23 protein-coding genes, 1 pseudogene and 1 riboswitch are annotated in these 23,835 nt (G+C 36.3%); of the genes and pseudogenes, 6 read left to right on the top strand and 18 right to left on the bottom strand.

Annotated elements, in window-relative coordinates; genetic code table 11:
- Nucleotides 1-113: 113 nt before the first annotated feature.
- Nucleotides 114-2,822 carry an aconitate hydratase AcnA gene (gene acnA, locus C7437_RS02870; protein WP_111438124.1) on the bottom strand — a complete coding sequence of 903 codons (2,709 nt, stop codon included), beginning with the start codon at nucleotides 2,820-2,822 and terminating at the stop codon, nucleotides 114-116.
- Nucleotides 2,823-3,104: 282 nt separating this feature from the next.
- On the opposite strand from acnA, the gene yfkAB reads away from it, so the two are divergent.
- Entirely contained in the window at nucleotides 3,105-4,214 is a 1,110-nt protein-coding gene (gene yfkAB / locus C7437_RS02865; RefSeq protein ID WP_111438123.1) for a radical SAM/CxCxxxxC motif protein YfkAB, read from the top strand.
- 676 nt (nucleotides 4,215-4,890) lie between these two features.
- Entirely contained in the window at nucleotides 4,891-5,139 is a 249-nt protein-coding gene (locus tag C7437_RS02860) for a GlsB/YeaQ/YmgE family stress response membrane protein (RefSeq protein WP_111438122.1), read from the top strand.
- Nucleotides 5,140-5,187: 48 nt separating this feature from the next.
- On the opposite strand, the gene C7437_RS02855 is transcribed toward C7437_RS02860, so the two are convergent.
- Nucleotides 5,188-5,838, bottom strand: a complete 651-nt coding sequence (locus tag C7437_RS02855; RefSeq protein ID WP_111438121.1) for a lytic transglycosylase domain-containing protein — start codon at nucleotides 5,836-5,838, stop codon at nucleotides 5,188-5,190.
- Nucleotides 5,839-6,092: 254 nt separating this feature from the next.
- Here C7437_RS02855 and mscL point away from each other — a divergent pair, with 254 nt between their 5' ends.
- A complete protein-coding gene (gene mscL, locus C7437_RS02850) occupies nucleotides 6,093-6,482 on the top strand; it encodes a large-conductance mechanosensitive channel protein MscL (protein ID WP_111438120.1) in 390 nt (129 codons plus the stop codon).
- A 26-nt stretch (nucleotides 6,483-6,508) separates the two neighbouring features.
- Here mscL and C7437_RS02845 read toward each other — a convergent pair whose 3' ends face one another.
- Nucleotides 6,509-7,099, bottom strand: a complete 591-nt coding sequence (locus C7437_RS02845) for an SCO family protein (RefSeq protein WP_111438119.1) — start codon at nucleotides 7,097-7,099, stop codon at nucleotides 6,509-6,511.
- A gap of 314 nt (nucleotides 7,100-7,413) precedes the next feature.
- On the opposite strand from C7437_RS02845, the gene C7437_RS02840 reads away from it, so the two are divergent.
- Nucleotides 7,414-7,869: a DUF2621 domain-containing protein gene (locus C7437_RS02840; RefSeq protein WP_111438118.1), complete on the top strand. Its 456-nt coding sequence runs from the start codon at nucleotides 7,414-7,416 to the stop codon at nucleotides 7,867-7,869.
- A 37-nt stretch (nucleotides 7,870-7,906) separates the two neighbouring features.
- On the opposite strand, the gene C7437_RS02835 is transcribed toward C7437_RS02840, so the two are convergent.
- The 6 genes from C7437_RS02835 to C7437_RS02810 form a co-directional block, all read right to left on the bottom strand.
- The gene (locus C7437_RS02835) at nucleotides 7,907-8,368 is read right to left on the bottom strand and encodes a CcdC family protein (RefSeq protein WP_425450551.1); all 462 of its coding nucleotides are present in this window, start codon (nucleotides 8,366-8,368) and stop codon (nucleotides 7,907-7,909) included.
- Between the two features lie 19 nt (nucleotides 8,369-8,387).
- The gene (locus C7437_RS02830; RefSeq protein ID WP_111438116.1) at nucleotides 8,388-8,717 is read right to left on the bottom strand and encodes a thioredoxin family protein; all 330 of its coding nucleotides are present in this window, start codon (nucleotides 8,715-8,717) and stop codon (nucleotides 8,388-8,390) included.
- Complete coding sequence (locus C7437_RS02825; protein ID WP_111438115.1) at nucleotides 8,714-9,088, bottom strand: response regulator; 375 nt, start codon at nucleotides 9,086-9,088, stop codon at nucleotides 8,714-8,716. Before C7437_RS02825 ends, C7437_RS02830 begins: the two co-directional genes overlap by 4 nt.
- A 63-nt stretch (nucleotides 9,089-9,151) precedes the next feature.
- A complete protein-coding gene (locus C7437_RS02820) occupies nucleotides 9,152-9,862 on the bottom strand; it encodes a cytochrome c biogenesis CcdA family protein (RefSeq protein ID WP_111438114.1) in 711 nt (236 codons plus the stop codon).
- Between the two features lie 728 nt (nucleotides 9,863-10,590).
- Complete coding sequence (locus C7437_RS02815; protein WP_111438113.1) at nucleotides 10,591-12,198, bottom strand: amidohydrolase; 1,608 nt, start codon at nucleotides 12,196-12,198, stop codon at nucleotides 10,591-10,593.
- 1 nt (nucleotide 12,199) lies between these two features.
- A complete protein-coding gene (locus C7437_RS02810; protein WP_111438112.1) occupies nucleotides 12,200-12,751 on the bottom strand; it encodes a biotin transporter BioY in 552 nt (183 codons plus the stop codon).
- A gap of 207 nt (nucleotides 12,752-12,958) precedes the next feature.
- On the opposite strand from C7437_RS02810, the pseudogene C7437_RS17430 reads away from it, so the two are divergent.
- A pseudogene (locus tag C7437_RS17430) lies at nucleotides 12,959-13,251 on the top strand (YolD-like family protein).
- Nucleotides 13,252-13,474: 223 nt separating this feature from the next.
- Entirely contained in the window at nucleotides 13,475-14,572 is a 1,098-nt protein-coding gene (serC, locus tag C7437_RS02800; protein WP_111438111.1) for a 3-phosphoserine/phosphohydroxythreonine transaminase, read from the top strand.
- 112 nt (nucleotides 14,573-14,684) lie between these two features.
- Here serC and C7437_RS02795 read toward each other — a convergent pair whose 3' ends face one another.
- From C7437_RS02795 to C7437_RS02755, 9 genes are all read right to left on the bottom strand, one after another.
- Nucleotides 14,685-14,873: a cysteine-rich CWC family protein gene (locus C7437_RS02795; RefSeq protein ID WP_111438110.1), complete on the bottom strand. Its 189-nt coding sequence runs from the start codon at nucleotides 14,871-14,873 to the stop codon at nucleotides 14,685-14,687.
- 149 nt (nucleotides 14,874-15,022) lie between these two features.
- Complete coding sequence (locus C7437_RS02790; RefSeq protein WP_111438109.1) at nucleotides 15,023-15,205, bottom strand: hypothetical protein; 183 nt, start codon at nucleotides 15,203-15,205, stop codon at nucleotides 15,023-15,025.
- Between the two features lie 136 nt (nucleotides 15,206-15,341).
- Nucleotides 15,342-17,633, bottom strand: coding sequence for a 5-methyltetrahydropteroyltriglutamate--homocysteine S-methyltransferase (gene metE / locus C7437_RS02785; protein ID WP_111438108.1), 2,292 nt, complete (start codon nucleotides 17,631-17,633; stop codon nucleotides 15,342-15,344).
- 170 nt (nucleotides 17,634-17,803) lie between these two features.
- A riboswitch (cobalamin riboswitch) is annotated at nucleotides 17,804-17,987 on the bottom strand.
- 106 nt (nucleotides 17,988-18,093) lie between these two features.
- Nucleotides 18,094-18,588 carry a GNAT family N-acetyltransferase gene (locus C7437_RS02780; protein WP_111438973.1) on the bottom strand — a complete coding sequence of 165 codons (495 nt, stop codon included), beginning with the start codon at nucleotides 18,586-18,588 and terminating at the stop codon, nucleotides 18,094-18,096.
- Nucleotides 18,589-18,678: 90 nt separating this feature from the next.
- Entirely contained in the window at nucleotides 18,679-19,050 is a 372-nt protein-coding gene (locus C7437_RS02775) for a hypothetical protein (protein WP_111438107.1), read from the bottom strand.
- Between the two features lie 313 nt (nucleotides 19,051-19,363).
- Nucleotides 19,364-20,440, bottom strand: coding sequence for an FAD-dependent monooxygenase (locus tag C7437_RS02770; RefSeq protein WP_111438106.1), 1,077 nt, complete (start codon nucleotides 20,438-20,440; stop codon nucleotides 19,364-19,366).
- Between the two features lie 289 nt (nucleotides 20,441-20,729).
- A complete protein-coding gene (locus C7437_RS02765) occupies nucleotides 20,730-21,881 on the bottom strand; it encodes an NADH-dependent flavin oxidoreductase (protein ID WP_111438105.1) in 1,152 nt (383 codons plus the stop codon).
- A gap of 68 nt (nucleotides 21,882-21,949) precedes the next feature.
- Complete coding sequence (locus C7437_RS02760) at nucleotides 21,950-22,882, bottom strand: aldo/keto reductase (protein WP_111438104.1); 933 nt, start codon at nucleotides 22,880-22,882, stop codon at nucleotides 21,950-21,952.
- A gap of 34 nt (nucleotides 22,883-22,916) precedes the next feature.
- A complete protein-coding gene (locus tag C7437_RS02755; protein WP_111438103.1) occupies nucleotides 22,917-23,663 on the bottom strand; it encodes an IclR family transcriptional regulator in 747 nt (248 codons plus the stop codon).
- Nucleotides 23,664-23,835: the final 172 nt, after the last annotated feature.

The following is a 23,835-nucleotide window of genomic DNA, read 5'->3' as shown; positions in this document are numbered from 1 at the left end:
ATATGTAAACAATTCACTCTTTTTAATATATGTAAAAAGAGAGTACCTAATTCCTTATGGATTAGGTACTCTCTAACATTATTTATAATCAAGATAAGCGCTTATGTTTGATCTTAAGCTTCAAGTACTTTGTTACGAAGTACCATTTGTAAGATACCACCATGACGGTAGTAGTCTACTTCCACTTCCGAGTCAAAACGAGCAAGTGCTTGGAATTGTTTTACCGTACCGTCTTCTGCTTTTGCAGTAACAGTAAGGATATCACGAGGTTTAACACCTTCTGCGATATTTACACTGATTTCTTCTTTACCTGTTAAACCAAGTGATTCAGCATTTTGACCATCCACATATTGAAGTGGAAGAACACCCATCATTACAAGGTTTGAACGGTGAATACGTTCATAGCTTTCAGCGATAACTGTTTTAATGCCTAAAAGGTTTGTACCCTTAGCAGCCCAGTCACGTGAAGAACCCATTCCGTAATCTTTACCAGTTAGAACTACTAATCCAGTACCTTGTTCTTGGTATTTCATAGCTGCATCATAGATGTATTCGATTTCGCCTGTTGGCCAGTAAGTTGTGTATCCACCTTCTGTACCTGGAGCTACTTGGTTACGAATACGGATGTTAGCGAATGTTCCGCGCATCATTACTTCATGGTTACCACGACGTGAACCATATGAGTTGAAGTCGCGAATTTCTACGCCGTTTTCACGTAGATATTTTCCTGCAGGTGTATCTTTACCAATTGCTCCAGCTGGAGAAATATGGTCAGTTGTGATTGAATCACCGAACTTCGCGATTATGCGTAAACCAGCAAGTGTTTGGATATCTTGAGGTTCTTTTGCTAATCCTTGGAAGAATGGTGGATTTTGAATGTAAGTTGATTTGTCATTAAATGAGTATAGAGACTCAGTTGATGTTTCAATTGCATTCCATGCTTCGTTTTCGTCGAATACACGTGCATATTCTTTTTGGAATAATTCACGAGTAACTACAGAAGAAAGAACTGCGTTTACTTCTTCAGTTGAAGGCCAGATATCAGCGAAGTATACTTCGTTACCATCTTTATCTTTACCAAATGAATCATTTTGTAGATCAACATCTACTGAACCAGCTAATGCATAAGCAACTACTAATGGTGGTGAAGCTAAGTAGTTAGCTTTTACAAGTGGATGTACGCGTCCTTCAAAGTTACGGTTACCAGAAAGTACAGAAGTTACGAATAAATCTTCGTCAATGATTGCTTTTTCGATTTCAGGAAGTAATGGACCTGAGTTACCGATACAAGTTGTACAACCATAACCGACTGTGTTGAATCCAATTTCATCTAGGTATACGTTTAAGCCTGAATCTTGTAAATAACCAGTAACAACTTTTGAACCAGGTGCTAAAGAAGTTTTTACATATGCAGGAACAGTAAGACCTTTTTCAACAGCTTTTTTAGCTACTAAACCAGCAGCGATCATTACATATGGGTTAGATGTATTCGTACAAGAAGTGATTGCAGCAATTGCTACAGCACCAGTTGGGATTTCTACATCGCCTTCTGCAAATTTAGCAGTTGCCGTTTTATCGAATTCTTTTTCCGGTAATCCGAAACCTTGTGTTCCTTGTGGAGCAACAACTGATTCACGGTAACGAGCTTTCATGTCAGTAAGTGGAATTAAATCTTGTGGACGTTTTGGTCCAGAAAGATTTGCCACGATATCAGAAAGATCAATTTCAATTACTTTTGTATAAACAGGTTCTAGAGTTGGATCAAAGAACATATCATTTGCTTTTAAGTAAGCTTCTACTACAGCAATATGTTCTTCTTCACGACCAGTTAAACGTAAGTAGTTAAGTGATTCTTCGTCAATTGCAAAGTAACCACAAGTTGCACCATATTCAGGAGCCATGTTAGCAATTGTTGCGCGGTCAGCAAGTGGTAATTTAGAAACTCCAGGACCGAAGAACTCAACGAATTTACCAACCACACCACTTTGACGCAATACTTGTGTTACTTTAAGTGCTAAGTCAGTAGCAGTTGTACCGTTAGGAAGATCTCCTACCAGTTTAACTCCGATAACTTCAGGAATTGGGAAGTATGAAGGTTGTCCAAGCATACCAGCTTCCGCTTCGATACCACCAACACCCCATCCAAGTACACCAAGACCATTGATCATTGTTGTATGTGAATCAGTACCTACTACTGTATCTGGGAATGTTTCAAATGTTCCCTCAGCAGTTTCGTTTACATGTACGATTGGAGCTAAGTACTCTAAGTTAACTTGGTGAACGATACCAGTAGCTGGTGGTACAGCACGGAAATTATCGTATGAAGTTTGAGCCCATTTTAAGAAGTTATAACGCTCTGCGTTACGTTCAAATTCAAGGTCCATATTCGCTTGTAATGCTGATGCAGTACCATATTTGTCAACTTGTACCGAGTGATCGATTACAAGGTCAACTGGGATTGCAGGATTAATTTTGTCTGGATTTCCGCCCATTTCTTTCATTGCAGAACGTAATGAAGCTAAATCTACTACTACTGGCACTCCAGTGAAATCTTGTAGTACTACGCGAGAAGGTTTAAATGGTACTTCCGCTTCTGTATCTGCGTCTTTACCCCATTTTGCTAATTGATTTACGTGATCTTCTTTGATTACATAACCGTCGTATTGACGTAAAACAGATTCTAATAAAACTTTAATTGAATAAGGAAGGCGTGAAACGTTTGCGATTCCAGCTTCTTCGATTGCTGCTAAACGATAATAGTTATACTCTTTACCATTTACCGTGAATGAAGCGCGGCTATTGTGTAAATTACTTACTGCCATTTGTATTCCTCCTAATATCTATTGAAAAGTGACTATCTTTTGACTTTTCTCCATTACTAATCATACTTGAAGTAAGTCGATAAGTAAATTACATTAAAATTATTATCGGTGATAAGTTTTACTTATGACCTTTTATCTTTTCTATTGTTTTTTCTAATAGAGGAACTTGTCCGAGTATTGGAAGTTTCAATGTTTTACTTTTTTAACACAATCTTTTTCACGACTGTTATTTTCTTTTTCATGAAAATATGAGAAAATGTACTATTGGAAAGGAAGTTTAATATGATTGCCACAAAAAATATGACAACACGAAATGACCCATGGGAGGCATACATGGATGTAGAGCAGTATGGGAAGGTGGCTTTATCTAGTATTGAGTTTACTACCACTCACCTCTGTAATATGAGATGCGCTCACTGTGCTGTAGGTAACACATTAACTAATAAAGATGCTAAAGCACTTCCTATAGAGCTATTACTGCAAAGGTTAGATGAGATACCTACGCTAAGAACAATCAGCCTCACTGGAGGAGAGCCTATGCTTTCTCTTAAATCAGTAAAAGGATATGTACTCCCATTATTGAAATATGCTCATGACAGAGGAGTAAAGACTCAGATAAATTCTAATCTGACATTAGACTTAGAAAGATATAAACTTATAGCTCCTTACATAGATGTATTACATATCTCTCATAATTGGACTACAGAGGATGAATTTATAGATACTGGTTTTGCTATGATGGAAAGAAAGCCTACTAGAGACCAAAGAAAAGCATTGTTTGACAGGATGATAACTAACTCTAAAGCATTAACTGATATGGGAGTATTTGTATCTGCTGAGACCATGCTAAATAAAAATACACTACCCTACTTAGAAAAAATTCATAAGCAAGTTGTTGAGGAAATGGGCTGTCAAAGGCATGAGATTCATCCTATGTACCCATCAGACTTTGCAAGCGCATTAACAACACTTACTTTAGAAGAAACCCATCATGCGATTGAGCAAATATTAAATTTTCGGGATGAACATACATGGATGCTTTTTGGCACACTGCCATTTTATCCATGTAGCTCAAATGAAAACAGTATAAAACTGCTTAATCGTTTAAAAAACACTAAAAATGTCTCTACCCGAAATGACCCTGATGGCAGATCTCGTTTAAATGTAAGTATCTTTACAGGTGAAGTAATTGTGACTGATTTTGGAGATGCACCTAAATTAGGAAATATTCATACGGACACATTGCCAGCAATATTTGATAAATGGCTTACTTCTCCATTATCTAAATCACTTAATTGTCACTGTCCTGCAGTTAAATGCCTAGGACCAAATATTTTAGTGAAGAATATGTATTACAAAGACGATGTATTTGTCAGCGGATCGGTGAAATAGCATATGTAAAAGGAGCTGTCTTTATAAAGACAGCTCCTTTTTATTTACTGTCATTTAAGGAACAGAAAAAAAGACAGCTAGAAACTGTCTTAAGATAAGATCATTTTTACTGAATAAGTATAAAATCTGCTGCGAAGTTAAAAATAACTAAAGTATGGAGAACAACAAACCATACCCCTTGCTTATTAAGTCTTTTATTTACTTGAACATCCATAATATTCTCCACCCCTTCTTTTTTTCTATTATAATACATACTCTATTAAAAGGCAAAACATTTAGAATATTTAGTTTAAATTATTTTACTAGATTTTCTATTGAATTAATTCAAACTGTTTACGAGCAAAAAAAGCCGGTTATTCGGATAGACAAAACGTCATATAGTTCATTTGTAGGTACTAACCTACACCAACTTCTTAGAGTCCATCATATGGAGGAAGTCATCATTCAGGGGTAAGTTACATATATTTGTGTGCAACATACAGCAGTGGCTGTCTCTAACTTAGGGTATTCGATTGTCATTCGTAAACATGCTAGTTGCGAGTTTTAACAAACAAGGACATATATGGGCTTTACAACACTTTAAAAACCTACAATTACATAAAATGTTTAAATCCCTTTCTACTTGGTTATATAAAGAGTGTTAAGTAAATAACTATTAGTAAAGGAGATGGAAAAAATGGGATTTATATTATATTTAATAATCGGTGGTATTATAGGGTGGTTAGCAGGACTAATTTTAGGTAAAGATATTCCAGGCGGGATTATTGGTAACATCATTGCTGGTATTGTTGGTGCATGGATTGGTGGGTTAATCTTCCCTGATATGGGTCCAGTGATTTGGGATATGGCAATTATTCCGGCTTTAATCGGTGCAATTATCTTAGTAGCGATTTTAAGCTTAATTTTAAAATCAATGCGTAAATAATTATTGTAAAAAGGATGGCCTCATTTAGAGGCCATCCTTTTTAGTAGCTTATTTAGTTGACGCTGCTTGGATTCCTTCAAGCTGCGATTCATATAAATTGTAAAAATGAAGCACATCTTCTACATACTGATCGCTATGGTTATAGTTAAATATTGCTTTTTCTATTTCCCCGTCTGCTGCTCCGCCCGCTGCAAGATAATTAGCAGCACTGAAGATTGCATCTTCCAAATCAAAAGGATCGGCTTTTCCATCTTCATTGGCATCTACTCCGTACCCACCATACTCTTTAATGATTGCAGGGTTTACTTTGTCTTCTTCTGGTATATCCCCTTGCCCCAAACCTCCACAACTAGGATGAGACCAACCTACAAATGTACAAGGCATAAATTGCATATGCCCTTCTGCCCCAACCGGAGATAGCAAAGGTTCCATTGTGGAAAACTTTGTTTCAATTCGATGATGTGCAGCAAGTAAAGTCCAAGGAACCCCATATACCTCTTCCGCATCTTGATAAATCGTTATATATTCTTTTGGTACGTCCATTGTTGAATCCTGCTTTAGAAAATTTATACTTTCAGGTATCTTTTGTAATTCTTGCCAGCCTATGATTCCTAAAATATATATCGTAACTGTGACTGGAAGGAGTAAAACAATCATCCAAAGTTTCGTTTTGAACGAGCGATTCTTTTTTGGTTTCATTTATTTTATTCACCTATTCTATTATACGTAATTTTTATATTCCATTTTTTATGTTCTAAGGATAATGGTTAGTTGAAGAAATCGCCTCGCAAATAATGTCACTTTAACTCACATAAACTACATTTCTAAAAAAGTCTACTACACCTACTACCACAATATCATAAATTCACTATAAACAGAAGTTTAAGAATGTCGAATGACGCTATACAAAGTACTTTTTATTTTGTAGTATAACCTTATGGAGATGAAAAATTATGTTGAAAGATTTTAAAGAGTTTGCGTTAAAAGGAAATGTACTAGACTTAGCAATTGCAGTTGTTATTGGAGCCGCTTTTGGTAAGATTGTTACATCGTTAGTTGAAAATATTATTATGCCAATAGTTGGACTATTATTAAATGGTGTTAATTTCACTAATTTATCTTTTAAATATAATGATGCTGAAATATTATATGGTAGTTTTATACAAACTATTTTTTACTTTGTAATTATTGCTTTCGCTATTTTCATGTTTGTTCGACTATTGTCGAAATTTAAACGTAAAGAAGATATTGTTGCCATTACAGAAGAAGCTCCTCCAGTAGATTCGAAAGAAGTATTATTGGAAGAAATTCGTGATTTGCTTAAAAAACAAAATAACGCATAAAAAAAAGAACCTTTAGGTTCTTTTTTTTATTTCCCATCTTCTATTAATGTTTCTATATCAATAACAATTTCTTCTTTTGGTACTTCTGTTGCGCCGTTATAACTTTTCACTACTACGCCATTTTGATCTACTAGAAAGAATGATACGCCATGAATAACTTGGTCTGTACTAGGATCATCTTTTACTAATGTTTTAAATGACTCTGCAGCAAATTTTGAAATATGCTCTTGTGAATAACCAGTTAAGAGCTCCCATTTACTTTCATCTACTACATCATAATTTGCTAAATAATCTTGTAATACTTCTGGTGTGTCAACTTCTGGATCTATACTAAACTCGACAATTTTATAATCTACAATGCCCTTTTCTTCCAGCGTTTGTTGAATATCTGTCAAATTAAATGTCATAGGTGGACATACAGTCGTACAATTTGTAAAGATAAAGGTTGAAAGCCAGACAGTTCCTTTTAAATCCTCTAGAGAAACATCTTCCCCGCGGTGATTTTCATATGTGAAATCTTGAATTTCCCAGTTCGTTTGTGCTTCGAAATTTCCGCTACCACCACATCCTGCCAATATTACAACAGCAATGGATAGAATAGCTAATAATTTTTTCATTTATAAGACCTCTCTTTTTTCTTTCTAGCCTTATCTTAACGAAACAATTTTGTTCATTCAACTACATTGTCTTTCAAATTTCAACACTTTTGTGAAATAGGCCATCACTTTAGTGCTATCAGTGCATTTTTATATCGCCGATTTCTTTCCCTTGACTGGTTTAATCTTTTCTGTACCGATGTATGGTGCAAAAAAATGTGTATCACCTCTATTTCACCAGTTAGATAGAAACTTTTTGATAGAAAGGATACAATAGAAGTGAAATCTTTCTTAGAACATCTTATACTTAAGAGAAGAAAAACGAGGTGAATAGATTGTTAAGTGGTTGGTTCTTATGGTTTATCCTATTTTGGGTAGTTGTATTAGTTACACTAATGGCGATTGGCGGCTTTTTTATGTTCCGAAAATTCTTAAAAGCTCTGCCTAAAAATGATGGGAAATCTGATTTAGACTGGGAAGAATACTATGTGGATCAAACGATTCATCTATGGAATGACGAGCAGAAAGCGTTATTAAATGAACTCGTAACTCCTGTGCCAGATTTGTTTCGCCCTGTTGCTAAACAAAAAATTGCAGGCAAGATTGGACAACTAGCATTGGACGAAAAAGCGACGTCTATTACGCGTGAGTTGCTAATAAGAGGTTATATTATTGCAACGCCTAAGCGAGATCATAAATTTTTACGTAAAAAGTTGGCGGAGCTAGGTATCGACGTAACTCCATATAACAAGTTTTTCGAGTTGTCTCAGGATAGAGTAAAAACAACATAATAAAGAGGCTGTTCCATTTAAGGAGCAGCCTCTTTTATTATACTATTACGGTTCTTTGTAATTTCTTAAATTGCAAGTACATGGTGATCCTCCAAGGAACAATCATACCAAATGCTAAAATCCAAAACATCCCGCTAAGCGTGCCTACATCTATTGTCGAACTAAGGACTATTTTTGCAATAACTCGTATAATAAGTAATCCGAATAAGATAAATATAAATGCTTTTGTTTGTTTTAAATAGATGTCGCCATCTCTTCGTTCAAATTTAGATGACCTTATGAGTACGATGGAAAAGATCATTCCTACAATAAGTGCTTCTAAAAATTCACTTAATGTGACACGAAAGAAAGGAAGCACAAACATAAGTGCACCTGTCGACATGAATAACGGCGGCAACAAGATCTTTTTGACACTCGCTGGTTTTTTAGCAGACTTCGCACGAACAATCGTTACAAAAGTTCCCATTCCGAGTGCAATGACTGTTGACACGATGATCATAAGATTTGGCGAGATTTTTTCAAACATAATCATTCTCCATTAATTCTATTTCTTTTAATGCATGACGTAAATCTTGAATAGGAACGAAACGAGCAAATCGAGTAAATTCTTTTTTGTTTTTCCACAAGAGAACTACAGGTGCAGTGAACAATGATAACTGCCCAGCTAATTCTTTTACTTCTGCTGCATTTACAACGTAAAATGGAATGTTAAATTCTTCCTCTAATGGCTCCGCTTGGGGATATAACCCAGCGCATACAGAACAATTGGTCGTTTTTACAAATAATAAGAATGGCTCGTCTTTACTTGATAAATTTAACCAGTCGGAATAACTCGTTAACTGTTTCATAACCCATCATACTCATCTGTTACATTAGTTAATACTTGTATTATCTGTTCTGGATTAAATGGCTTCGTTACGAAATCTTTGGCGCCACGTTCAATAGCATCTACTATTAACTTTTGCTGACCTAAAGCAGTAACCATAACAATTTTAGCGTTTGGATCTTCTGATATAATCGCTTCGACCGCTTCGATTCCAGTCATACCAGGCATCGTAACATCCATTGTTACAACGTCGGGTAATAAGTTACGATACATTTCGACTGCTTCTGCTCCATTTGAAGCTTCCCCAATCACATTAAATGACTGATCTTCTAGCATTCTTTTAATTGTGGTACGCATGAAAACTGCATCATCCACTACTAATACTGTTTTCATCAACATAACTCCTCATCATATTAAATATATACTTGAATTTAGATTTGAAACAATTTTTCCTTATTAAAAACCAGTAAATCCTCCGAAAATTGGACTTAAAATACGAATAATATAAGTTAAGCCATCAAAAAACAATAAAAGTCCAAGAGCGATCATAATATAACCGCCAACTTTCACGATTAAATTACTATTTTTACGTATCCAGTTAAGACGCGTGACAAAGAAGGACAATATGAAAAATGGAATTGCAAACCCAAGTACATAAGCAAGCATATACCAAATACCAGCATCAGGATTTGAACCAGCCATTACTATAACAGCTGCTAAAATGGGTCCTGTACATGGTGTCCAACCTGCAGCAAAAGCCATCCCTATTAAAATAGTTCCTAAATACCCAGCCGGACGATTTTTAAAATGAACTTTTTTTTCTTTCATTAAAAACTCTGGCTTAAATATTCCAACGATGACTAAACCAAATATGACAATGAATATTGCTCCAACTTGACGTAGTAGATCATCGTATTGAATGAAAAATGTACCTACCAAAGATGTTGCAAATCCAATTGCAATAAATATGATTGAAAATCCTAGTAAGAAGAATAGTGTATGAAGCATTCCTCTTTTTTGCATTAATTTCTTGTCTGTTTTTATTTCTTCTAATGACATCCCTGTAATATACGATAAAAATGCAGGATATAATGGGAGCGTACAAGGTGATATGAAACTTAAAAACCCTGCACCAAATGCCAGTAGTAAATTTATATCGGTACCCACGGCAGTCTTCCTTTCCGATTTACTGTCCCTATCGTACCAAATTTTTTAGTCTTTGACTCTACAATTGCTTGTGACAGCTTTCCGACTCTTTAAGCAACGTCTTCTTCTTCTCCATTGGAAAATACATTTGTATATACTATTGGGCTTTATCATTTGTATTTAATAAGATAAGACTTTTCAAGTTTAGCAAATCTACATCCTTTGCGAAAGATACAAACAACAAATAATTAAGAAAAGCGGAAGCGCCTATCTCTGGCCCGACAGGCAAATGGGGAATTGTCACTTGAGTGGCTAAATCCTGGACGCGATCACAAAAGTCATCCCAAATACTTGTACTTACATGGCTGTGAATTCACCAAAAACTAATTAGGCACCTACAATTGCGACACACTTAACTTTTCTATTTAAATTTTTAATCCTGATTTATAAAATATAGCAAAAATGACTATACGACTTATCCGGAAATAAGTGCAAAAAGGGACTTTTCTCCCGTTTTTTCGCTTATTTTAAAATATGTCGTATGCAAGTTTTGGACAATTTTTGAAGCTGGTGATTATTTTTTGGTAGGTTCGTTTGAGGAGTGCTTTTTTGGTCGGAGCCGGGTGTTCTTCGTATCATACCCCTTTATAGTAGAAAAATAAGAAAACCACAAGCATCCTTTTTCTACACGGACGTTGTGGTTCCCTTTGGACAAACTTTTCCTATTACATTAGTAAAGATGCTTCTCCTCACGTCTTACCAAAAGCCTTAACATGATGATTCCTATTCTTTCTTGCATAAACAATTCGACCATCAATTACCGTATAGGCGACTTGGATTTGTGGGATTTTTTCGACTTCTACTGTAAAAATATCTTCCTCAAATACGGTGAAATCTGCGGCATATCCTGATGCAATTTGTCCACGAATATGCTGTTGTCCAATTATTTCAGCAGCACCAACCGTATACAGTCGTACTGCTTGATAACGTGAAATTTTCTCCTGTGCGCCGAAACCGTCATGCGTCTCTCCAAAGTTTCTTCTTGTGACGGCAGCATAAATACCGTGCAAAGGATTTGGCACTTCAATGGGTGCATCACTGCCACCTGCTACAATAAGTCCCCTATCAAGCAGTGATTTTAGAGGGTGCAAGCCCTTTGTTCGCTTTTCACTTAGTCGAGCAAGCACTTCATCATATACCTCTTGTACAAACTGTGGCTGCATATCAATAGCGACTGGTAATTTTTCCAGTTTACCAAGAATTTCTTCATCCACTAAGCTACAATGAATGACTCGATCAAGCTGTCCCTCTCTAGGAGGATATTTGGCAAATACGTCTAAAATTAAGTCAATCGCTAAATCTCCGATGGCATGAACAGCTACGGTATTTCCATAGAGACGTGCGAGCTGAACAAATTGCTCTAGTTGCTCCTTCGAATGCATCAGCATACCGCTATTTTCAGCGTCATCCTCATACGATTCCCTCAGTGCCGCTGTTCTGCCCCCAAGAGCTCCATCGACGAATATTTTCATCGCACCAAACTCCAAATAGGGGGACTTTTCCTCATGGAAGCTAGCCTCAAACACTTCCTGAAACACCGAATGATGCTGCAATAAATGCACTTTAAAGGATTGCCTTTCTACGACGATTTTTTGAAAAGCATCAATTGGCTGATGCGGCGGACCGTAATAGCTTAAATCCTCTGAATGCCCACCCACAAGCCCATACGAATGCAATGATGCAATCGCCTTTTCAAGCACATCCTCGATATAATCCGGGGTGATATGTGGCATATGATTGACAATCATATAAAGCGCTGCATCCTTTAATACGCCTGTTAATTGTCCATTTACCTTGTCAATAATGCCGCCCTTTGGTGATGGTGTCATATCTGTTATTCCCACATACGCCATCGCTTTTGAGTTTGCTAAAATTAGATGATGACAGCTTCGTTTAATGATTAGATGCGCTTCACCAAGTGCATCCAGCTCTGCTAATGAAGGGAATATCGGCTTGTCAAAATTCGTTTCATTCATCCCAATAGCAATTACCCATGCATCTTTGTGCACACCGTTCATTCGTAATCGAATAATTGCTAATAGCTCTTCCTTATTGGTAACATTTGACACATCAATATGCTTTAACTTTTCTCCGTAGCCAAGTATATGTAAGTGACTATCGACAAAACCTGGATATAACACTTTCCCTTGTAAATCTTTAATAGAAGTAGCTTGTAGCAACAAGCGGTCGAATCTGCCTGTTGCCACAATTTTCCCTTTATGTTCAAGCACTGCTTCGACAGTTTCACCGATTCGTGCCATCGTATAGATCGTTCCACCAGTCCATAAAGTTGCCATTTTAAGCCGTTGCCTGAATGAACTGCGTTGTTTTTAAACGTCGACGTACAGTAACACCAAGCCATGCAGCTAGTACTGCTTTTAACAGTCCTACAATAATAAACGGTGCTACTCCACCTATAAATGCTGCTGTCCACGTTAAGTCAGCTACAATTTTTAACCAAGTAGTTCCAAATGCTAATGTTATTACCATACCAATTACATTCGCCACAATCGCATGTGGAATAGTGATACCAAATTTTTTCAAATAAAGCCCCATAATAAATGCTGTTGGCAAAAACCCAACAATATAACCGCCTGTTGGCCCAACTAAAATCCCTAGTCCCCCAGACATACCACTGAATACTGGCATCCCTACTGCTCCAATTAAAATATATAATAATACTGCTAATACCCCTGATTTCATGCCTAAAATTGTAACCACTAAACCGATTGCCAACGTTTGCCCCGTAATTGGTACAAGTGGTAGCGGAATCGTCACCTGTGCTAGTACGGCGATAATCGCTGTCCCTATTGCCGCTAATACGTATTGATATGTACTTCCCTTTTTCAAAATGAACTTCCTCCCTTTTATGCGTTAACTTATTATAATTTATAGTTAACACAAAGATAAAACAATTAAATAAGATTGTCAATGAGTTTTTTTCCAATTGCCTCTTTTTATTCTATATGTTAAATTTAAAATGGAACAAATGTTCTTTAAAGGGAAAAGGAGATGCACGAATTTGATTAGAGATCGTGGTTCGAAAAATGGGTATCTATGATGCTCCCGGAACATGTGAAATTGCTGAAGGAATATAATGAAAGTTTATTAAAAGTAAAAAAACCGATACTAGATGAACAAAAACTACAGGAATTTAATGAAATAATTTTGAGGCAATGACATCGAATCTACCTTTACAATTTACTTATTACTATCAAGGAGCAATTAAAATACTAGTGGGTCGCATCCAAGTGATAGATAGCTTTCAAAGAAAATTACGTATAATGGTGCTAACGAATGATATACAGACACTCTTCCTGGAAGATATATTGGAGATTGAACGAAATTAAAAAGGTTTGAATAAGCAAGCTCTTGTGCAAAAAATATAATGATTTATATATAAGAATGTACATTCCTTTTTCTTTTAATATTTACTATTATTTACGCCAAAATGAAAAAAGTTAACAATTTATTCACTTTCTTTTAAAAATTTTGCGTATTTTTCCCGTCTTTCATGTAAATCGGTATATAATCTTAAAGAAGATATATCAAAATTGACTAGGAGTGTTCAACTTGAATCCATCAAATCATCGTGCTTATAATTTTAACGCAGGTCCATCTGCTCTTCCGCTAGAAGTATTAGAAAAGGCACAAAAAGAACTAACTAACTTCCGTGGTACTGGTATGTCCATTATGGAAATGAGTCACCGCAGTGCCGCTTTCGAAGAAGTACATAACGGAGCAATCTCCCGCTTAAGAAAACTGTACTCTATTTCAGATGAATATGAAGTACTATTCCTTCAAGGTGGAGCAAGTCTTCAATTCTCTATGATTCCGATGAACTTCTTAAAAGCTGGACAAAAAGCTGGCTACGTAATGTCAGGTTCTTGGTCTGAAAAAGCAATCAAAGAAGCAAAATTATTTGGGGAACCTTACCAAGTAGCAAGTACGAAAGAAAACCAATACCGTAACATTCCTTCACTTGAAAATATTGAGTTTAATTCAGAAGATGCTTATGTACATGTGACATCAAATAACACTATCTATGGTACACAGTGGTCTAAATTCCCTAACACAGGTGACGTTCCATTGATCGCAGATATGTCTAGTGATATCATGTCTAAACCAGTGGATGTAAATCAGTTCGGAATGATTTATGCTGGAGCTCAGAAAAACCTAGGTCCTTCTGGTGTAACAGTTGTTATTGTTCGTAAAGATTTACTTGAAAAAGCAAACACAGAAATCCCAACTATCTTAAAATACAGCACACATGCAGATAATAATTCTTTATACAACACGCCACCTACATTTGGTATTTATATGTTAGGAGAGGTACTTAATTGGATTGAAGAAAAAGGCGGACTTGAAGCAGTTGCTAAAAACAATGAAGAAAAAGCAAACCTTATTTATGACGCAATTGATGATAGTAACGGTTTTTACACAGGACACGCGACTCTTGAAAGTCGTTCACTAATGAACATCACATTCCGTGTTGCAGATGAAAAATTAGAAAAACAATTCTTAGTTGAAGCAGCAGAAGCGGGATTTGTTGGATTAGCTGGACATCGTTCAGTTGGTGGATGCCGAGCTTCTACTTATAACGCAGTTCCAGTAGAAGCATGCCAAGCACTTCGCGAATTTATGATTGAGTTCCAAAGCAGTAATAGTTAAATAGTAACAAAGGCCTTGCCATTCAATTCTTTTGAATGGCAAGGCCTTTATATTTATCAAAATAATAAAATTCGAAAATAAAAATACCTATAGATAGAGATATCTTCTCCATCTATACCTCCTTATACGTATCCACACACTTTCTACATATACACTTCTTCCCTCGACTCTCTGCAGGAACCAACTCCAATAATTTATCAGGAAATTTCCCTGCATTGATACACCAACAGTTACTTTGTTCTACTGTTCCTACCAGACACTTGTTTTGTTCCCCACATATTGGACAATGATCAGTAGTCATTATGCACACTCCAAATAACAAAAAGTATAATATCCACCATTCAACACTCCCATATTTTTTAAAAATGAATGCTATAACCTATCACAGAGTGAAGAAAATAGTGCATGCCCCTACTAAAATAAATTCATTTTCAGAGAATGTTACTCTACTTAACCAACTATTTCCCGCTTTACTTTTAGATAGGCATCATTAATATTTTGATAATCATGGCTATATGTATTAATCATTTGTAGTTTATACGCTTTTAAACAACAATCATTGTTTCCAAATAACGTTTGCATAATTTGATTTTTAAATTGTTCTTCATAAAAGTCAATTGAATGTGATGTCATGTGCTTCTCTCCTTTTTCATTCTAAATAAAATCCGCTACTAATGCGTGCTAATTAACCTGAAGAAGCGAAAAACCTAATTTCCTTAGAAACTAGGTTTTTCATTTTCTAGAAAAGCCTTCATAGTTTTAACTTATTTCAATTGATTGCATAGACTCGTTGACGTAATTTATGTGCTGCCGTCACCATATTTTTTAGTGCTGCAACCGTCTCAGGCTCTTGACGTGTTTTTAAGCCACAATCTGGATTGACCCAAAACTGTTCTTTCTCAATAACAGCCAAGCTATCCGTTAAAATGCCTTCCATTTCCTCGACTGAAGGTACACGTGGACTATGAATATCATAAACACCTAGTCCAATACCTAATTCATAAGGATTTTTTTCTAACGAATGAATCAATTCCCCATGACTTCTTGAAGTTTCAAGTGAAATTACATCGGCATCTAATGCACGAATCGGTTCAATAAAATCATTGAATTCGCAGTAGCACATATGTGTATGAATTTGCGTTTCATTTTGAACACCCGATGTTGCAAGTTTGAAAGCATTGACAGCCCAAGTTAAATACTGCTTCCAGTTTTCTTTACGCAAAGGTAGTCCTTCTCGAAGTGCAGGCTCATCCACTTGAATAATCGCAATACCACTATCTTCTAATGCCTTAATCTCTTGACGGAGAGCAAGAGCAATTTGATTAGCGACTGTTTCCCTAGGTAAATCATCTCGTACAAATGACCAGTTTAGAATAGTCACCGGTCCAGTTAGCATGCCTTTAACATATTTTTGTGTCAGTTTTTGTGCATCGACAACTTCTTTTACCGTCATCGGTTTTTTCCATTCCACATCACCATAAATAATCGGCGGTTTTACACAGCGAGAGCCATACGAAACAACCCAAGCTTTTTCTGTAAATGCAAAGCCTGTTAATTTTTCACCAAAGTACTCGACCATATCTGTACGCTCAAACTCACCATGCACAAGAACATCTAAGCCGATCTCTTCTTGTAAAGTAATCCAGCGTGCTGTTTCTTTTTTGACAAATTCAGCATACTCATCGTCTGACAGTTGCTTCTTACGCCAAGCAGCACGTGTTTTTTTCACTTCTGCAGATTGTGGGAAGCTACCAATCGTCGTTGTTGGGAATTCTGGCAATTGTAATGCTTGCTTTTGAATCGCTTGGCGTTCTTTAAACGGGATAGCTCGTGCAAAATCTGTAACTGATACGGATTTAAGAAGCGTATGGACAGCTTGATTTTTTCGTACAGGATGTGTAGCAAGAGCCTCTATCGCCAGGATACTTTCAGACACTACATTAGCTCCAGTCCATTCTTTATCTCGAATATAGGAAGTTACTTGCACTAACTCCATTATTTTTTCATCTGCAAAGGAAAGGGCATCTCGAAGTACTGGATCTAAACTTTGTTCAGATATCGTTGTAACAGGTACATGTTGTAAACTACAAGATGACTGTATCCATACATTTTGAACGTTACTCAGTTTTAGAACGGCCTGTACTTCGGTTGATACAGCTGCGATATTAGCACACCAAATATCACGTCCATTAACACAACCGATTCCTATTACTTTGTCTTTAGGGAATCCAAACTTTCGAAGGGAAGTCATATTTTCTTTTTTGCCATGCACGAAATCTAAGCCAATACCAGCAACCGGTAATTTAGAAAGCAGTTCGTAAGCAGACAAGGCCTCAAAATATGTTTGTAACATAATTTTGGCAGTCGGAACACTTTCAACTAGCTGTTTATATATTTCTTGCACAATTTTCACTTCATCTAGTGATAATGATTGTGTCAGTGCTGGTTCTTCTAGTTGAATCCACTCTGCACCAGCTCCCACTAATTCGTTGATTACTTGTGAATATAGTGGAATCAACTCTAAAATAAACGCTACTCGCGCTTTTTCATCATAGCCTTTTGAAAGTTCCACAAATGTATATGGACCAATTAATGTTGGCTTTGTCACGATATCTAGTTCTACCTTTGCTTCAATGAAGTTATCAAGAATGTAATTATTTGTTACATGAAGTCGTTTCCCTTCATATTCAGGTACGATGTAATGATAGTTTGTGTTAAACCATTTCGTCATTTCACACGCAACAATATCTTTCGACCCACGAGCCATAGCATAATATGTGGTAAGATTTGTTGGATTTTCTAATTTTTCATACCGATTTGGTACTAAACCAAACATCACTGCCAAGTCCAACATCCGATCATAAAAAGTAAAATCTCCAACGGTTATCAATTCTACGCCTAGTGCTTTTTGACGCTTAATATGATCTAGACGTAGCTCTTTCATTTGCTGCTGAAATACTTCCTCCGTTACATCTTGTTTCCAAAAACTTTCTACACTACGCTTCCATTCTCGATTTTCCCCAATGTATGGGTAGCCAATTACTGTGTTTACTAAATTCATACCAATAGCCTCCTTTGAAATTTACATAACCCAAATACAAAAAAGCTATTTCCCCTAAAAGGAAATAGCTTTGGATACTTATCTATGCATACTGAAAAAACACGTAAAAAGAGCGTCTTTTTATCGTTTATATCGCACGGAGGCACCAACCTATTTCCACGTAGGTATCTGGTGTGTACTAGAGTTTGGCAGGTCTCCTGACTTTTCATCAACGCTTGTCATGCCTTCCCGTTTTTACACAGTGGCTCTTTGTATGACTCGCTCCGAATTACAGTTGCGGGACAGTGTCGGATTTTCACCGAGCTTCCCTATTAAGCTTATAGTTATATAAGCACCAACTCTTACACGTTATGTAATTGAATTTACTATAACACAAAAGTTATTTTAATAGTACAGCATTTTCAGTTTATTTTAATTGAAATATTACCGAACGCAATCTGTATAATTTATTAGATGTGTCTCATTGGTATTCGACGTTTTTACTCATATTGTACCAAACAATTCCCCCGTGTTCTGAGTTAGAAACACCACAGTTCACGTATCCGAATTTTTCATAAAAGTGAATTAAGTTTTCTTTACATGTGAGCGTAATCGACTCTCTTTTACTCGCTCTAGCTTCTTTTTCAAGATGTGTTAGTAATTCTGATGCCACACCTCTTTTTTGATAATCTGGAGACACTGCTAAACCTAAAATACTTTGATGACCCCCAGATTTGGGATTCTCTTTAATATTGTCAAATAAATCATCCGTAATGAATGTTGTTTCGATGACCGGTCCATTGACTAAGCCCATGAGTACGCCATTCTCTTCCGTTACAAAGAAACTATCCGGAATGAGGTGAATTCTCTTTTCAAACGCTTTTTTCGTCGCAGCTTCTTCTTTTGTAAAACAGAGATTTTCAATAACTACTAGTTGAGGTAAATCACTGAATGTAACATTTCGCAAAGTGATCATTTCCATTCTCCTTTTCCCCTTTGGTTGTTAATAAAAAATTCACCTACTATTCGTTATATAGTAGGTGAATCTTGGGTTAGATTAAAGTTGTTATTTAACTAAAGTTTTATCGGAAAAACCTAGCTTGTCCATCATTTCACCGTAAGCTGTGACCAATTCTTCATACATTATTTCTACCTGTCGCACGTCAATTTCTGCTTCATAATCTGTTCTTGTACCTGCAAAAACTGCTCCGAATAACGTCATTTTTCGTTTGAATGCTTGAACTTCTGTTAAGTTTTCAATTGTAGCATCAATATATGTATAGACATTAAAAGAATGTTGGTTTGCACAATATCGCTCATATAAACTAGAGCGTTCTTTCCCCTTATTCTTAGCAATTCGCTTTAAATCCTTTGTGCATGCTAGCACGTTCTGTCCTTGCTCTGCAAGCATTTTTGCACATTCATTTGTTGAATACATTTATATTACGACCTTTCTCCAATTAGATAACATATACATACTGCAATAATTAGTGTAGCACAACAGAAAATCGATAACTTACTTGGTGATTTATCAAAAGGAAAACAACAAACTGACTTTGCAGTAAGAGTAACATTTCTTCTTTAAAGTTAACTACTAATTATTTAATTACATATGGTTAACCAAGTTTTCAAGGTTAACCTTTTTAAAAGAAAATAATAGCAGTGTTATAAATTTCTAAATACGAAAAGAAACCAGTCAAGCGTATTTTTCTCTTGGCTGGTTTTACTGCTTATAGATGGGGGTGTAAATATTAAACCATGACAACAAATTGAGAGGCAAATGATTGCTCTTTTTCAATCTGAATGGCTTGAATCTTTGCAACTTCTTTTTTTCGCTGCGTTGCACAAGTAGTAAAATCAAGCTGGGCAATCATATTTTCATCAATTAAGGAAGCAAGTGTATCTGCATCCTTTAAAGCACTATTTAATCCGAAAGCTCCAGTAGGGGTCATCGTATGCACTGCATCACCAATTAGCGCAACGCCTTTTTTGCCCCAGTTCTCACTAGTGCTACTATATACATCTAATAACACGAAATCTTGCCACGACTGAATATGTTCTCGAACGGTTTGTTCAAGCACTGGAAATGCATGAATTAACTGTTCGATAAAAGGTGTAAATGGCAGCTTTCTTAGTTCTGCATATGAACCTTCTTCAATATTCCAACCAATTTGAATAAATCCTTTTGCCTGAGTAAATAGAGAGATTTGCTTATCACCTATTAAAGTCATTTTAATAGAAGGTGTCCAATTTTTTGGAGCTGGAATTCTTGCCCAAAGTAAATCATAACCGTGTTTACGGACCGTTACATCAAGGTCTGCTTTTTTTCGAACCGTCGAATAACGACCATCAGCACCGATGACAAGTTCACTTTCGATAACAACTTTTTGCCCGTCTTGCACAGCTTTGACACCAGTATAAGTTTCGTTTTCATCTTGTAATAACTCATCCACTTTTGTATTCAACATTAAATGAAAGGTTGGAAATTGCTGGGCAGCTTTTATTATTACTTCGAGTAAATGCGCCTGCGGGACATGGATACCAAGATGACCAACAGCTGGATCCGGTAATATTGTTTTAAACAATTCCCCATCATGCCAATACTCCAAGTTCTCCATTCTCAAAAGCCCTAGCTTTTCAACTTCGTCAAATAAATTATATTTTTTTAAAATTGCTTCTCCCTCTTCATTTAAATGCTCCCCGCGAAATGTTTTCCCTATTTTATTTGTTCGCTCTAAAAGCAAGACAGAAACATTCTTTTTCGCTAATAAATAAGCAAGAAGTGCGCCACCTGGACCCGCTCCTACAATACATACATCTACTTTCATCGCAGCTCATTCCTCCCTATGCTTAAGTTATGCGTTACGGGCTGAATTCGTAATGCTTTACTAATTTTTTCACTATGTGTTTCATTTATATTATGTAGAAAAAATTATCCACTTATTAAATTGCTTACATATCATTAGTAACTATATATTAATAACCACCATAATACCAATAATCCTTATTAATTTTATTACAAAATATTATTTTTTTCATCTAAAATGTGACAGAGGCACTCTGAAATTTTATCAGAGTGCCTTTGTCACATTTTATTTACTATAGCCTAAAACTAATTTAGCTCGTAACTTTTTCTAATGGGAACCATCCATCTACGGTACAAATTAATTGCCAGAGTGGATCTGGAATCGTTAATTCCTGCTGCTTATCTTGTTGGATCTCTCGCACAATTGATTGTTCTTCTCCCTGGGCAATTTTTTCTACCCATTTCGGATCCATGATTAAAGCTCGTCCGATGGAAACAAACGGAACATTTGCTTTCGTCATAACTTGTAATGCATCTTCTGCAGTTTGAATCGAACCGACACCAATTAATGGAACGCGCCCCGCTATATAGTCAGCTAAAATTTCAGTACGTGATTTGTCGCTTACAATACCACGTCTTGGCTTAGACCAGGCATCAGTGAGGGCCAAATGTAAGTAATCTAACTCTTTTTCTATTAATGTATCCATCAATGTATTTGTTTCTTTCATCGTAATACCAGGTGTTTCTGGTTCTTCAGGTGAGAAACGGTAGCCTACTAAAAATGGCTTTTCCGCATATTCTTTCACAACACGTTTTACTTCATCAATGATTGCAAGTGAAAAAGCTAAGCGTTTTGTTTCATTGCCGCCCCATTCATCATCTCGTATATTAGAATGCGGGGAATAAAATTGTTGAAGTAAATAGCCACTGGCACCATGTAATTCAACACCATCAAATCCCGCTTCGATGGCACGTCTTGTTGCATCACCAAAGTCTTTTATTATGTCTAGTACTTCTGTATGCGTTAATGCTTTGGGTGCTTGATCAATACTGTAAAATCCTCGATCTAATAATGGTGCAACACTACTAGCACTTACAGTTTCTCCATTTGGGATGAGCGCAGGCACTGCTATACGTCCACCATGATAAATTTGCACAACTGCTTTTGCACCTTTTTGCTGAATTGTATTTGCCAGTAATGTCAAGCGCGGAATTGTTTCGTCGCAATCAATTGCCATTTGCCCTTCAAAGCCTTTTCCGCCTTTCGAAACGTACGCACAAGCAGTAATAACTACTCCAACACCATCCGCACGCTTTTCATAATATGCAAGTTCTGCGTCTGATACATAGTCTTGCTCATCCGCAGAAAACGTCGTCATCGGCGCCATCAGTAGACGGTTTTTTACTTCTACTCCACTTCGAAATGTAAAGGGATTAAATAATGGGGAATATTTTTTATTCATGTTATATATTGCACCTCTTTGTAGTTAAATATCCCTTATACTATTTAGGTATAAGGAATTACGATCATTCATTGAAATACAGCGCTAATTTCAGCAATTTCATTTGCTGATAGCTGTACTTGTAATGTTTTTAAATTGTTTACTACTTGCTCTGCTCGTTTTGCACCTGGAATAACTGAGTCAATTGCAGGTTGTGCTAAATACCAAGCTAGAACGATATGTTGAACTTCAACACCTTTTGCATCTGCAATAGCACGAAGCTTGTCTACTTTTGCTAAGTTTTGAACGAACGCTTCCCCTTGTAAATGAGGCATATCTGCACGCAAATCATTAAATGTCATGGAAGCATTATACTTCCCTGCTAAAATTCCTGCTGCAAGTGGAAAATATGGAACAAATGAAATTTTGTGATCCAACACATAAGGGAATAGCTCTTGTTCAGCCTTGCGATTGATTAAGTTGTATTCACCTTGGAATACATCAACATACCCATCTGCATTTGCTTCTTTTAACTGATCTAGTGAAAAGTTAGATACACCAATTGCACGTATTTTCCCTTGATCTTTCAACTCTTTTAATGCGCCGACCGCTTCCGCTTTTGGTGTAGCTTCGTCTGGAAAATGAATATAAAACAAATCAATATAATCCGTATTTAATCGTTTCAAACTACTTTCAACTGCCTCTTTCAAGAAAGTTGGTGAGTTGTTAATGTTCATACCACCTTCTACAAATTCATGAGCTCCTTTCGTCGCTAAAATAATTTGTTGACGTTTGCCGCTTTCCTTTAGCACTTCCCCAACTAATTCTTCCGAGCGACCTGGACCGTAAATAAAGGCTGTATCTATAAAATTGACGTCATTGTTGATCGCTTCTAATACAAGGTCTTTTCCTGCTTGTTCATCTAAAGTGGGATATAAATTGTGTCCTCCAACGGCATTTGCTCCAAGTCCAATTGGATTTACTAGTAAATCTGTTTTACCCAGTTGTACGTATTTCGTCATTTTATTTCCTCTATTCGTTTTATATTATGTAGAATTAACTTAAGACTTCCATTTCACGAGCGATTTTTACACTACCCTCTACTAACTTATGTGTAAGAAGCTTTATATTTTTACGCGAAATTCTTTCTACTGGTGTGGCAATTGCTATAGCTGCAATTACTTCGTTATTCTTAAATAAAGGTACAGCGATACAACGTATACCAACAACACGTTCTTCATCATCAAAAGCAAATCCTTGTTTTTTTATGACATCTAAATGATGTACAAACAAATGCCCGTCATTAAACGTATTGTTCGTTGCTTTCTCTAGGGATAGTTTTTTAAAGACTTCCTTTTGTGCATCCGGGAGTAGATTGCCTAAAATTACTTTCCCTAGTGCTGACTGGTGTACAAGTGAACGATTTCCAATTTCTTCACGCGCGGGCTCCGTAAAAGGGGCATTCAACACTTGTGTCATGACCAAATTAGTCTCATCAAGCCTTCCTATATAAAAGCTTTCTCCAAGATCCTTCGCTATCTTATATGGCGATTTAAGGGCAACCCAGTCTTGAGCCGTTCGTTTCTCAAAATGAGATGAAAACATTTTATGATTAATCTCAAAGTGATGATTAAACTTTTGGATGTACCCCATTTCTTCCAATGTTACCAGCATACGAAATGCAGTTGATTTGCTAAGCTCTAGTTGTTTTGTAATCTCAGTAAGCGTGAGTGCGTCATGTTCTTTTAATAACTCCAAAATTTGCAATCCCTTTTTTAAAGTCGTTACCTCATATTTGCTCATTGAATCTCCTTAAGCTCCCTTATATCATAAACAACTATGAACTGATTATGCAAAAAGGAATGTATTTGTTTCATTATATGAAACTTTTAGATCGATTTCTAATGTTTAAACTTATGGTCTTGACATTACATGCACAAAAAAAGAACTACAAGACCATTTAAGGTGTTGGAGT

Source organism: Psychrobacillus insolitus, assembly GCF_003254155.1.
GTDB classification, from domain to species: domain Bacteria; phylum Bacillota; class Bacilli; order Bacillales_A; family Planococcaceae; genus Psychrobacillus; species Psychrobacillus insolitus.
This window is presented reverse-complemented; position numbering and strand designations above follow the sequence as displayed.